We start from the raw sequence: 12,346 nt of genomic DNA, 5'->3' as shown, positions 1-12,346 counted from the left end.
GGCAACACCAGGGCACCCGGCAACACCAGGGCACCCGGCAACACCAGGGCACCCGCAAGGGGTGCCCCTACAGGGCCGGGGTGCCCCTACAGGGCCGGGGGCCGTCGTGGTGGTGTGCGCGGCCCCGGCGCAACCCGGCGGGGGCCGGGCCCGGTGTACGGGCACCCCTTGCGGGTGCCCTGTGCGTCGGCCCAAGTTCCCGCTTGGTCGGGACGCGTGCCCCTCGCCGGCGGGAAGACGACAAGCTAAACTGGCTTCTATCACCACCACGTCAAAGACAAAGCCAGTTCTCTCGCTTGAAAGGAGCATCTGTATGTCTACTGCTCGTCCTTGGACCCTGGTTGCCGCCATCACGCTGCTGATCTACACCCAGTTGCGCGACTTGCTGACCTTTGTCCTCGGTGGTCTGCCAGGAGCTGCCGAGATTATCCCGCCGGTAGTCATCTTCTTGGCCTATGTGATTGGCCTGCTCAGCATCGTGGCAAGTTATGGCCTTTGGACGATGCGGCGCTGGGCCATGATTTTGACTATCGTCTTGATGAGTATCGGTCTCCTTAGTGCTGCGCCAGGTCTGACGGCTGCCCCAACCCGAGAATTACAGGTTGCAGCGCTGATCGGAGTTGTCAGCAGCCTGGTCATCATCATTCTTCTGCTTCTCCCAGCCTCGCGGCAAGCTTTTCGCAGCCAACAAACTCAACTAGCCTAATCATGTTGGAACATGCATGCACAGTCGGAACATCACAGCGCTACAGGGGAGATCGCTTAGCCTGGCAATGGCCTGGGCGGGCTGGCTGGGCGTTGTTCCGCTTGCGATCAGCCTAACGCTCGCGGGGATCCCTGCGCGGCGCAACGAGCTAACCGCTAGTCCCTGGATTGCGCCCTCGATGGGCGCAATCCTTGCGCTGGAGATCGGGCTTGCCCTGGTCTTTTTTGTGACTGCGCTGCTGGTCACCTGGAAGCGACCGCAGGAACCAATGGCGCTCGTGCTCGCCATGACCCTGATCTTGCTCGGGGCCGTCGAAACAAGTCTCACCAATGCGCTTATTCTGCCTGAGCATAGCACGAGTGCCCACATCTGGCACTGGCCCGTGCTGGTGCTGCGCTCGCTCGAGATGATCTTTGCGTTGATCCTGCTCTATGTCTTTCCTGACGGCCGTTTTGTGCCACAGTGGACCCGCCCCTTGGCTGTTATCTGGATTGGGGCCAATGTTGCCTGGTTGCTTCGACCTGATCTGCCCTTCAATACGATTTATGGACCAACCTGGCGCGCAACCCCCGTGGCATCGCTGCTCGTTGGCGTTGGCTGGTTTAGTACCGGCATCATCGCGCTGACGCTGCGCTATCTGCGTATTGATGATCCCATTCAGCGTCGTCAGACCTGGTGGGTCGCTGCGGGCTTGATCGCAGCGGTGCTGGGAGGCATTGGCTATTACGGGTTGCAAGTCATCCATTTTGGCCTCGGCATCAGCCTGCTTGGCGAGGCCTACTGGGTCGGACGTCCCGCGCTTCAGGCGCTCGGCATGGCGTTGCTACCGCTCTGTTTGGCCGTAGCGATTTTACGCTATCGCCTCTTTGATCTCGAAATTATCGTCAATCGAGCCCTGGTGCATGGAACCCTGACGCTTTTTGTGATTGCAACCTACATCGGTATTGTCACGATTCTCAGCACTGTTTTTCATGACGAAGGGAGTCTGCTCTTTTCGCTGGTTGCCACGGGCATTATTGCGGTGCTCTTCCAGCCGTTGCGTCACTGGTTGCAGAATCAGGTCGATCGCTTGATCTACGGCGCGCGCCACGAACCCTACAAAGTCTTGACAAGCCTGGGCCAGCAACTTGAACAGACCCTGGAGCCAGAAGCGATGCTGACAACGATTGTCAGAACGGTAGCGACGACCCTCAAACTGCCCTATGTTGCGATTGCCCAGCAGCGCCCCGATGGGTCGCCCGACGAAATCCTGGCCGCCTATCGGCTCGCAGCAAGCGATGAAGCAAACGACAACTTCCCGGCAAGGCAATACTTTGCGATGATTCACCACGGTCAGGTGCTTGGCCAGCTTATTGTCGCGCCACGTTCAGGAGAGCAGAGCTTTCGCACTGACGAATTGCGCTTGTTGAGCGATCTGGCCCGGCAGGCTGGTAGCGCACTGCACAACCTGCAACTCACCCGTGATCTGCAGCGCTCACGCGAGCGCATCATCAGCGCCCGCGAAGAAGAGCGGCGGCGTATTCGGCGCGATCTGCACGATGGCATCGGGCCAACCCTGGCGAGCGTGGCGCAACGCATTGGCCTCGCAACGACCCTGATGCCGCACGACACCGAACGCAGCCAGCAACTGCTCGGCGAACTAGAGGATCAAGTGCGTGTGCTGGTCACCGATATTCGCCGTCTTGCCTACACCCTTCGCCCGCCCATTCTTGATCAATACGGCATGAGCGAAGCGATCCGCATCGAGACCGAGCGGATCGCCGCTACGAACGTCAACCTCTGTTTCGAGGCTCCGAGCAGCCTCCCAAGCCTATCCGCTGCCGTGGAAACGACCCTCTACCGGATCGCCGTCGAAGCCGTCACCAACGTAATCCGTCATGCTGGGGCGACAACGTGTACACTTCGCATCAGCCTTGTCGTAAGTGAACCGACCGAACACCTGCAACAACCACCGCACTGGCTCCATCTGAGCATTGAAGACGATGGATGCGGTATGCACGCCAACAGCCTAGTCGGGGTTGGCTTGCGCTCGATGCACGAACGAGCCGAAGAGATCGGGGGCAAACTCACCGTCACATCACAGCCCGGCGCTGGCACAGCGATCCACGCCATCGTGCCGCTACTTCGTCCGTGAACGAAGTTTGCTGATACTTTGACGCAAAGGCGCAAAGGCGCAAAGGTTCTGGAGTGGCGGCTTATGAACGAGAGATCGAACAAGAGGAAAGCATTATGGAAAGCCTACGCATTCTGATCGCCGATGATCACACCTTCTATCGTGAAGGTGTGCGGGCCATGCTCGCGCTGATGCCCAATGCCGAAGTGGTCGGTGAGGCCGTCACAGGCGAGGCGGCGATTACCCTGGCGGCGTCGCTGCAGCCCGATCTGATCTTGATGGACATCAAAATGCCAGGGGTGAACGGGATTGAAGCAACGCGTACGATTCTGCGTACAAGCCCGCATATTGCCGTGTTGATGGTGACAATGTTCGACGATGACGAATCAGTCTTTGCGGCGATGCGGGCTGGGGCACGCGGCTACTTGCTGAAGGATGCGCGCCACGACGAACTGATCCGTGCGGTGACCGCCGTCAGTTGTGGTGAGGCCATCTTCAGCCCTGCGATTGCCCAACGCATGATCCAATACTTCAAGCATAGTCACACCAATAACCTGGCCGCGATCTTCCCAGAACTGACCGAGCGTGAGCGTGAGATCCTGATGCTGCTTGCCCGTGGCGACACCAACGAAGCCATCGCCAACCGCCTCCATCTGAGCCTCAAGACGATCCGCAACCATGTGAGCAATATGCTCAACAAACTGCAAGTCAGCGACCGTGCGCAGGCGATTGTCAAAGCACGCGACGCCGGGCTTGGAAGCTAAGCCAAGATGATGTTGACGCAAAGGCGCAAAGGCGCAAAGCTGCGTATATCGATCCATCAAACCTTTGCGTCACGTAACCAGTCTTATTTCCTGGGAGCTAAGTCGGGTTAGAGGGAAGCACTCGGCAACCCACCGGCCGAACGCGCCATCAAGACCGCGCGTTCGACGGCAGAGGCGAGCACATCGGCGGCAATGCTGCCCAGCATCACCATTGGTGGGGCCGGGCGTTGCGCCGTCGCCAGGGCAAAGACGGTATCGCCATCAAAAGGCGTGTGGATTGGGCGAATCGTGCGCGCCAGGCCATCCTGGGCCATCTGCGCCAGTTTGCGTGCTTCGGCTTTGCTGAGGCGGGCATCAGTCGCAACGACGGCAAGCGTCGTATTGCCAAGAGCGTCCCGCTGCGTGCTGCCAAACGCAGGTTGAAAGCGCGGATCACGCAGCAGATCCATGGTGCTGAGCAGACCACCATTGGCACGATCACGTACACCGGCGAGCTGAACCGAGCCACCAGGCGTATGGCTTGCCACGGGATCGCGCCAGACATCGCCATAGGCATTGACTGCCACGAGTGCGCCGACGACCGTGCCATCGGGGAGAATTTCGCTCGCGGTGCCGAGGCCACTCTTCATCGCTGCAGTCATGCCAAGCGCTTTGCCGACCGACGCCCCGGCCCCCGCCCCGACACAACCTTCGGCAACGAGCGTGCTTGCATCAACACAGGCAGCATAGCCCATGGCGGCGTCAGGGAAACGATCAGCGCGTCCCAGCGCCAGATCAAAGAGCACCGCAGCCGGCACAATCGGCACACGAGCGACGCCCGTCTCGAAGCCATAGCCATGTTCAGCGAGCCACTGCACCACCCCGGTGACGGCCGCAAGGCCAAAGGCACTGCCGCCGCACAAGACCACGGCATGCACCTGATCAACCATTGCCTCGGGCACCAGCAGATCCGTTTCGCGGGTACCAGGGGCACCGCCGCGCACATCAACCCCACCGACGGCCCCGGCGGGGGTCAGGATGACCGTCACCCCAGTCAACGCCTCAAGATCGTGGGCATGGCCGACCGTCAACCCAGCGACAGCCGTAATCATCGGCGCGGCACCTCATCGGACTGCGCAAGCACAGGATAGGAAGGGCCAACCAGGGTCGCCGCCTCACGCGAGCTTGCAGTCGAACCATCGTAGGTACAATAGGGACAGACACTCCAGGTCAAATCAACCACCCGATCGCAGCCGGGGCAGCGACGGCGGAGATGCGCCTGGCAATGGGGACACAGAATAAAATCGGGCTCAACGGGGCGCTGGCACTCGGGGCAGACATACTTCTCTTCAATATCACGCCGCAGGTACTCTTGTTCAAGTTCCCGTTCATACTTCTCGGCGATCGTCTGAGGAGGGCGGAGGACAAGATGGAGCACAAGGCCACCAAAAGGCAAGAGCAAGACAAGGGCCACCGCGAGCACCTGCACGGAAACATCATCGCTGCGGCGGCGAATATCACGATACGCCCAGAGCACCGACGCGGCCCACAAGAGCGCGAGGTACGCGCCGAGCACCACCCCACCAATCTGCAACAGGGGCACAAGATTCGCAAAAAAATCCTGAATAACTTCCATCTATACTTGCAGCCTATCTACTTCAGCGTTGAGCACAAAAATAGTCGCCCCACCCACCTGAACCTCAAGCGGCGCAGGGGGATAGAACTCACCCGACTCGGCAATGGGTGGCATTGGCGAGACATAGCGGGTGCGGGTAGAACAATGCTCACGCACGACCCCGATCACGTGATCAAGGCGAGCATCCTCAACACTGAGCATCAACGTCACATTGCCTTCGCGCAAAAAACCACCCTGGCTACTGAGGCGGGTCACCCGATAGCTCTCTTCGTTCAACGCATCAACAAGATTCGAAGCATCCTGATGTTGAATGATAGCAAGGATCAACTTCATCCGTATGACTCCAGACGCGCAACACCCTGGACAAGCGGCTCAACTTCAGCCGCAATCTGTTCAGCAAGTTGCTCAAGCGACTGTTCAGCATCAAGGCGGCGCCAGCGAGCCGGTTCACGGCGCATCAACTCGGCAAAGCCAGCGGCCACACGCTGATGATACGCCAGATCGCGGGCGTCGAGACGATTCCACTCAGGCGGGGTTGCAAAGGTTGAGCCTGGATGCGCCACTTCAAGCGTACGGTCACGGGCAATCCGTTTGCGTTGCAACCCCGCTTCGACATCAAGGTCAAGATACAACGTCAGATCGGGCAGCAAACCACCGGTCGCAACGCCCGTAATCAGGTGCAACTCTTCGAGATCACGCCCGAGGCCGTACCCCTGATAAGCAAACGTCGAGTCAGCATAGCGGTCGCACAGGACAATGCCACCGGTCTTCAAATAGGGCCGAATAAGCTCACTGACCAACTGCGCCCGTGCTGCCGAAAAGAGCAACGTCTCGGTTGTCGGGGCCATCTCGGTATGGCGCAGATCAATCAAAATACGACGGATCATCTCACCAATGCGTGTGCCACCTGGTTCACGAGTCAGGATCACGGGATAGCCCTGCGCCTGGAGGCGCTCGTAAAGCAACCGTGCCTGGGTACTCTTGCCGCTTCCTTCAGGCCCCTCAAAGGTGATAAAGACACCCATCTTGCTGCACCATCTGACTCAAAGCTTACCCTCGCCCCTATTATACCCTACGCCTGAGCAATAAGAAACAAAACCCACCTAAGACCAACATCTTGCAAAGAAGGTGGTTGTTTTGACGCAAAGGCGCAAAGGCGCAACGTTTTTCGCGTAGGTGAGCGAACCCTTCGCGCCTTCGCGCGAGCAGCGGCTCAGCGAAAGATCTTCACCCGTCGATTCGCTTCCTCGCCGCGGCTCTCCGAGCGCAAGTTGTACCGATCAGCCATCTGGTGTTGCAGCTTGCGAATATAGCTACTCCGCGGTGCGAGTTCCACCATCATCTCTTCGCCATTCATCACCTGGGTAATCGCGTGCTCGACCTCAAGTAACGCTTCCTCAACGACACTGTTCTCATCACCACGTCGTCCAGCCCCCACCGTGTCGTCGTAGTCGCCATCGCGGAGATTGAAGACGAGGGCCAGTTGGCGTTCCATCTGCGTAATCGTATTATTGCGCAAGACATAGACGGGCACACCCTGTTCTTCAGCCTGCCGGAGGCGTTGCGCACTCTGGCGATAATAGTTTTTGAGGGTCATCACCAGGGTGGCATCGTGCATATCACGCACAATCACTGCCGGCACCCGCAGACGTTCAATCGCGCTCTCGAGGCGATTCCGACTGACCCCAAAAGGAAAGATGCGCTGGGTTGGTATCTGGCTCGCCGCAGAGGTTCCCGCATTGCTATTGACGGCACCAGGCATACCCTGTGTGGCCCCGGTACGCTCACGCAGGCGCGGGCCAGCGGTACCCATCAATTCACCGAAGCCTCCTCGCCCCCCACGGCCCCCCATACGCTCACTGCCACGCTCTCCGCCACGCTCACGCATACCAGTTCGTCGGCCAAGCGCTGGCGCATCGATCACCTCACGGCGCACGGCAACGGACTTGACTTCGCCATCGGCATCACGTGAGCGAGCCTCGGCGGGCGGATCTTCGCCGCGCAGAATCGCATCGACAGCCGCAGCCACATCATCATACACCGTCACCTGATCCCAGCTCTGGATCTCCACAAGCACATCGAAGGTCGGGGGGGCCTTGCGCTCAAGCACCGTCTTCTGGGTACCGCGTCGCCGGGCCTCATCGTCGCCGAGGGTCACGGCCTGAATACCACCAACGAGATCCGAGAGGGTCGGGTTGACCATCAGGTTATCGAGCGTATTGCCGTGGGCAGTGCCAACAAGCTGGACACCGCGTTCAGCGATGGTACGAGCGGCCATCGCCTCAAGCTCGGTACCAATCTCATCAATGACGATCACCTCGGGCATATGATTTTCAACCGCCTCAATCATCACCCCGTGCTGGCGCGCCGGGCTAGGCACCTGCATCCGTCGGGCGCGCCCGATCCCCGGATGAGGAATATCGCCATCGCCAGCGATCTCATTGGAGGTATCAACAATCACAACCCGCTTCCGGAACTCATCGGCGAGCACCCGAGCCGTCTCGCGGAGCAACGTCGTCTTACCGGTACCGGGCTTACCGAGCAACAGAATGCTCTTACCACTTTCAACCAGATCACGAATAATCGCCACCGTCCCAAACACAGCGCGTCCAACGCGGCAGGTAAGCCCAATCACCCGATCCTGGCGATTACGAATCGCCGAAATACGATGGAGGGTACGCGGAATACCGGCACGATTATCTTCGCCAAAGGTACCGATCTGGGCAGTAACCGCATCAATCTCCTCCTGGGTCACCTCACGGTCGCTCAGAAAGAGTTCCTTCTGGCGATAGCGAGCCTCGGGCAAGCGGCCAAGATCCATCACTATCTCGAGCAGATCAGCGGAAGCCTCTTCACTTTGCAACAACGCCTCGGTAATATGGCGTGGCAACGTCGCAAGCAACAGGTCAATATCGTTCGTCACCTCGTGGTGCTGTGACATAAGTATCTTCAGTCCTCTCTGGGTGCAGCAATGCGAGGCACAGGCATCTGTACCTCAAGGCCAGGCTCCAACGACGGAACAAGCAACGGGCGCCGCACAGGGATCACGGTATGTTTCACAAGCAAAGTCTGCTCATCAAACACTTCAAAGCCAAGCCCTTCGACGGGAACAAGCAATTCGCCCTGGTACTCACGCAGCAGGAGATAGACCGGGCGATTATCAATCAACTGCGCGAGCCCAAAACGCAACACATCAACCGCCAGATCGCGGGCATCACGGCGAATCAAGAGGCTGAAGACATGGGCCGCAGGGCCACTGACCATCCGCAGATACGCCGCCAAATCATCATCAGGCCCAAGCACCCAGGCCCGCACGCGGACGCTACTCCACCGTTGCGCAAGCGCCCAATTCCGCGCATTGCGCACCTCGGCCTGCTGCACCGGCGGGGGCGTCGTCGCACCATAGAGCTTATGGATCGCCCAGTGATCACGGTGCGACTGCACGCGCATAGGGGCAAGGCTCGTACCCTGGTTCCAATCAGGCCCCGAGAGTTGAAGGATCGTGGCGTGGGCATACGCCTGAAAGCCAATCTGGCGAAAGATTTCGCGCAACTCACCAAAGTGAGCAGGCGGGGCCGCATAGAGGCGCTGGATCTGATGGTAGCCTGCATGCACACAGATACGTTCGAGCAAGCGATACCAGAGCTCGTAATCACTGGGCAGGCGGGCCATACGAGGGCCATTCGTCGCAAGATAAACAATATCCTGCTCGGGGCGTCCGCTGCGCCCACTGGCCTGCAGCACGGCATTGCCACCCCGTTCCTGATAGGTAACGGTGCTCATGTCACGGCCATTGCCCTGAAGCATGCAACGCAAGGCAAACCAGGCAGGCCGATGTGACTGCGCAAGCAACTGTTCAGTAAAGAGCAACACGTGATGGCGTGGCTTGCGCCTCAGTGACCAGAGATCGGCTGGCGCGACTGAGCGTATCATAGAATACTACAGCGTGAGCAGGTAGAGTAGCGAGCAACACGCACGAGCTACAACTCCAGAAAATAGCGATGCACACGATCATCAGCGGCCAATTCGGGATGAAACGTCGTCGCCAGCAAGCGACCCTGACGAGCCGCGACAATCGCACCTTCTTCCAAACGAGCGAGCACCTCCACCCCTTTGCCAACCGTCTCGATCTGAGGTGCACGAATAAAGATCCCGCGAAGAGGCGGCTCACCGAGCAAAGGTATCGGCAAAAGGGTCTCAAAACTATCAAGCTGGCTACCGTAGGCATTACGACGAACCGTAATATCCATCACGGCAAGGGTAGGCTGCCCCCCCTTTTTGACATCAAGCACCTGGCGGGCGAGCAAAATCGTCCCGGCGCACGTCCCCCAGATCGCCAGATCGCGCCCAGCGCGTGCCCGAATCGGCTCGAGCATCTCATAGCGATCGAGCAGCCGACCAATGGTTGTACTCTCGCCACCGGGGATAATCAAATGACTGACTCCGGCAAGTTGGCGAGGCAAGCGAACCTCAACCGGTGCTGCACCGAGCTGATGCAGCACCGCAGCGTGTTCACGAAAATCACCCTGAAGGGCAAGAACCCCTACTGCCATACAGAACCCACCACCCTCTGCAAAGCGACTACCACCCGCGCTGCGCCATCAACTGCTCGGCAGGGATCTTGCTAATCTCGATCCCAACCATCGCCTCACCGAGGCCCTTGCTCACATGCGCAATAATCTCGGGATCATTATAATGGGTTGTTGCCTCAACAATTGCCCGTGCCCGCTGCATCGGATTGCCACTCTTGAAGATACCCGAGCCAACAAAGACGCCATCAACCCCGAGTTGCATCATCAAGGCTGCATCAGCAGGGGTTGCAATGCCACCGGCGGCAAAATTAACCACCGGCATCCGGCCCATCTCAGCGACCTGGCGCACGAGTTCATAGGGAGCCTGGATCTCTTTGGCATAGACAAAGAGCTCATCTTCGCCCATACTCTGCAAGCGACGGATCTCGCCATAGACGGCGCGAGCATGACGCACAGCTTCAACAACATTGCCGGTACCGGCTTCACCCTTGGTACGCAGCATCGCGGCACCCTCGGCCACACGCCGCAGCCCCTCACCAATATTGCGGCAGCCGCAGACAAAGGGGATATTGAACTTATGCTTATTGATATGATGCTCTTCATCGGCGGGGGTCAGCACTTCGCTCTCATCAATATAATCAATCCCGAGCGCTTCGAGCACTTGTGCTTCAACAAAATGCCCAATCCGTGCCTTCGCCATCACCGGAATAGTAACCGCCTCTTTGATCGCCACGATCAACTCGGGGGCACTCATCCGCGCAACGCCACCCTGGGCACGAATATCAGCGGGGACGCGCTCGAGCGCCATCACCGCAACTGCACCAGCCTCTTCGGCAATGCGCGCCTGTTCAGGCGTGACCACATCCATAATCACGCCGCCCTTCAGCATCTGGGCCAGGCCTACCTTGGTCGTCCAGGTAGACTTTTCCATTCAGCTCACCTCTGTCTTTATTTCGGGCGGACTATCAGCACACTCTTGCGCTGACTCGTCACGCCTATGCTTTGTTGCATAGAATATTTTACCATAAGCCAACATGTGGGGCAATGCGAGGCAAAAAATAGGTCGAATCCTGGCTTGCCTGTTACCTGGTAAGGAGGTCAATCTCGGCGAGTTGCAGAAAGCGGTTGCCATAGTCGTCCTGACTGAGTTCGGTGCCAAGGAGCCGGACACAGCCGAGCACACGTGGGGCAATGGCGAAGTCAACGGGCTGATTGCTCGGTTGGGGATAGCCAAACCGCGTGACCAGGGGCCGCCAGTTGCCGACGTCGGTGAAACGTGGGTCGCGCGGGTCACAGGTGTGGTTCGCATCCGTCACGGCATACTGCAGCACGAAGTCTTGGGGAAAGCCCAGCGAGCGATCGTCAGGGCCGGCCCGCGGGCTCAGGCGTACCTGGTCAACCTGGGTGGGTTGGGTCAGCACCACGGCGGCCCACTCACTGCTCGCCAGGTGCTCGGTATGGATGCCACTGCTCCAGGCCGTCTGGGGATTGCCATCACGGAGCAGGCCGGGACTCCAGTCGGCCCAGGTGGACGAGGCGGTGGCGTCGCGCAGCGCGAGGGCGCGTTGGCCGTCCAAGACGGTCACGTCGGCGAGTTGGAGAAAGCGATTGCCATAGTCGTCTTGACTGAGCTCGGCCCCGAAGAGCCGGACACAGCCGAGCGTCCGAGCGGCAAAGGTGAAGTCGATGGGTTGGTTGCTCGGTTGGGGATAGCCGAACCGCGTGACCAGGGGCCGCCAGTTGCCCACGTCGGTGAAACGTGGGTCGCGAGGGTCACAGGTGTGGTTCGCATCCGACACCGCATACTGCAGCACAAAGTCTTTGGGGAAACCGAGTGAGAGGTTGTCAGGGCCTGCGCGAGGCACGAGCCGCACGCGGTCAACCTGATTCGGTTGCGTCAGCACCACAGCGGCCCACTCGCTACTTGCCAGGTGCTCGGTATGGATACCACTGCTCCAGGCAGTGTGGGGGTTCCCATCAAGCAAACGGGCGACACTCCAGTCGGCCCAGGTGGACGAAGCCGCCGCTTCGCGGAGGGCCAACGCACGTTGGCCGTCCAAGACGGTCACGTCGGCGAGTTGGAGAAAGCGATTGCCATAGTCATCTTGACTGAGTTCGGCCCCGAAGAGGCGCACACAGCCGAGCGAGCGTGGGGAAAAGGCGAAATCAAGCGGTTGGTTGCTCGGTTGCGGATAGCCAAAGCGGGTGACCAGGGGCCTCCAGTTGCCCACGTCAGTAAAGCGCGGGTCGCGGGGGTCACACGTGTGGGTGGCATCCGTCGTGGCATACTGTACCACAAAGTCTTTCGGGAAGCCCAGCGAGCGATCGTCAGGGCCGGCGCGCGGGGTGAAGCGCACGCGGTCGACCCGCGTGGGTTGCGCCAGCACCACCGCGACCCACTCACTACTCGTCAGGTGCTCGGTATGAATGGTACTGCTCCAGGCGGTGTGCAGCGCATTGTCATTGAGATAAGAGGCACGCCAGTCGGCCCAGGTGGACGAGACCGCCACCTGACTGATGGCGAGTTCTGTGAGGCTCGCGGTGGGGGTGGGACTTGCAGTCGGGGTGCGGGTTGGCGTCGGGGTTCGGGTTGGCGTCGGGGTGCGGGTGGGCGTC

12 protein-coding genes are annotated in these 12,346 nt (G+C 59.6%); 3 read left to right on the top strand and 9 right to left on the bottom strand.

From position 1 onward, the window contains the following. The first annotated feature begins 313 nt into the window (after positions 1-313). The 3 genes from EYB53_RS16190 (at position 314) to EYB53_RS16180 (ending at position 3,583) form a co-directional block, all read left to right on the top strand. A complete protein-coding gene (locus EYB53_RS16190; RefSeq protein WP_167857442.1) occupies positions 314-706 on the top strand; it encodes a hypothetical protein in 393 nt (130 codons plus the stop codon). A 16-nt stretch (positions 707-722) separates the two neighbouring features. Then, positions 723-2,840 (top strand): histidine kinase, encoded by a 2,118-nt coding sequence (locus EYB53_RS16185; protein WP_135479463.1) that lies wholly within the window; start codon positions 723-725, stop codon positions 2,838-2,840. A 95-nt stretch (positions 2,841-2,935) separates the two neighbouring features. Beyond that, the gene (locus EYB53_RS16180; RefSeq protein WP_135479462.1) at positions 2,936-3,583 is read left to right on the top strand and encodes a response regulator; all 648 of its coding nucleotides are present in this window, start codon (positions 2,936-2,938) and stop codon (positions 3,581-3,583) included. Between the two features lie 107 nt (positions 3,584-3,690). On the opposite strand, the gene EYB53_RS16175 is transcribed toward EYB53_RS16180, so the two are convergent. The 9 genes from EYB53_RS16175 to EYB53_RS16135 form a co-directional block, all read right to left on the bottom strand. Continuing rightward, positions 3,691-4,674: a P1 family peptidase gene (locus EYB53_RS16175; protein WP_135479461.1), complete on the bottom strand. Its 984-nt coding sequence runs from the start codon at positions 4,672-4,674 to the stop codon at positions 3,691-3,693. Further along, positions 4,671-5,198, bottom strand: coding sequence for a zinc ribbon domain-containing protein (locus tag EYB53_RS16170; RefSeq protein WP_135479460.1), 528 nt, complete (start codon positions 5,196-5,198; stop codon positions 4,671-4,673). Before EYB53_RS16170 ends, EYB53_RS16175 begins: the two co-directional genes overlap by 4 nt. Then, the gene (locus EYB53_RS16165) at positions 5,199-5,531 is read right to left on the bottom strand and encodes a cyclic-di-AMP receptor (protein WP_135479459.1); all 333 of its coding nucleotides are present in this window, start codon (positions 5,529-5,531) and stop codon (positions 5,199-5,201) included. Next, positions 5,528-6,223 carry a dTMP kinase gene (gene tmk / locus EYB53_RS16160; RefSeq protein WP_135479458.1) on the bottom strand — a complete coding sequence of 232 codons (696 nt, stop codon included), beginning with the start codon at positions 6,221-6,223 and terminating at the stop codon, positions 5,528-5,530. The genes EYB53_RS16165 and tmk overlap by 4 nt, the downstream gene beginning before the upstream one ends. Before the next feature lie 188 nt (positions 6,224-6,411). Continuing rightward, positions 6,412-8,139, bottom strand: coding sequence for a R3H domain-containing nucleic acid-binding protein (locus tag EYB53_RS16155; protein WP_135479457.1), 1,728 nt, complete (start codon positions 8,137-8,139; stop codon positions 6,412-6,414). Between the two features lie 8 nt (positions 8,140-8,147). Then, a complete protein-coding gene (locus EYB53_RS16150; RefSeq protein WP_135479456.1) occupies positions 8,148-9,131 on the bottom strand; it encodes a hypothetical protein in 984 nt (327 codons plus the stop codon). Positions 9,132-9,178: 47 nt separating this feature from the next. After that, positions 9,179-9,751 (bottom strand): pyridoxal 5'-phosphate synthase glutaminase subunit PdxT, encoded by a 573-nt coding sequence (gene pdxT, locus EYB53_RS16145; protein WP_135479455.1) that lies wholly within the window; start codon positions 9,749-9,751, stop codon positions 9,179-9,181. Positions 9,752-9,779: 28 nt separating this feature from the next. Continuing rightward, on the bottom strand, positions 9,780-10,661 hold the full coding sequence (gene pdxS, locus EYB53_RS16140; RefSeq protein ID WP_135479454.1) for a pyridoxal 5'-phosphate synthase lyase subunit PdxS: 882 nt from the start codon (positions 10,659-10,661) through the stop codon (positions 9,780-9,782). A gap of 151 nt (positions 10,662-10,812) precedes the next feature. Next, on the bottom strand, positions 10,813-12,346 hold a 1,534-nt coding region (locus tag EYB53_RS16135), incomplete at its 5' end, for a discoidin domain-containing protein (RefSeq protein ID WP_167857441.1).

It is taken from the genome of Candidatus Chloroploca mongolica, from assembly GCF_004762035.2.
GTDB lineage: Bacteria > Chloroflexota > Chloroflexia > Chloroflexales > Chloroflexaceae > Chloroploca > Chloroploca mongolica.
Note: the sequence above shows the minus strand (reverse complement) of the source record. Positions and strands in the feature narration are given on the sequence as shown.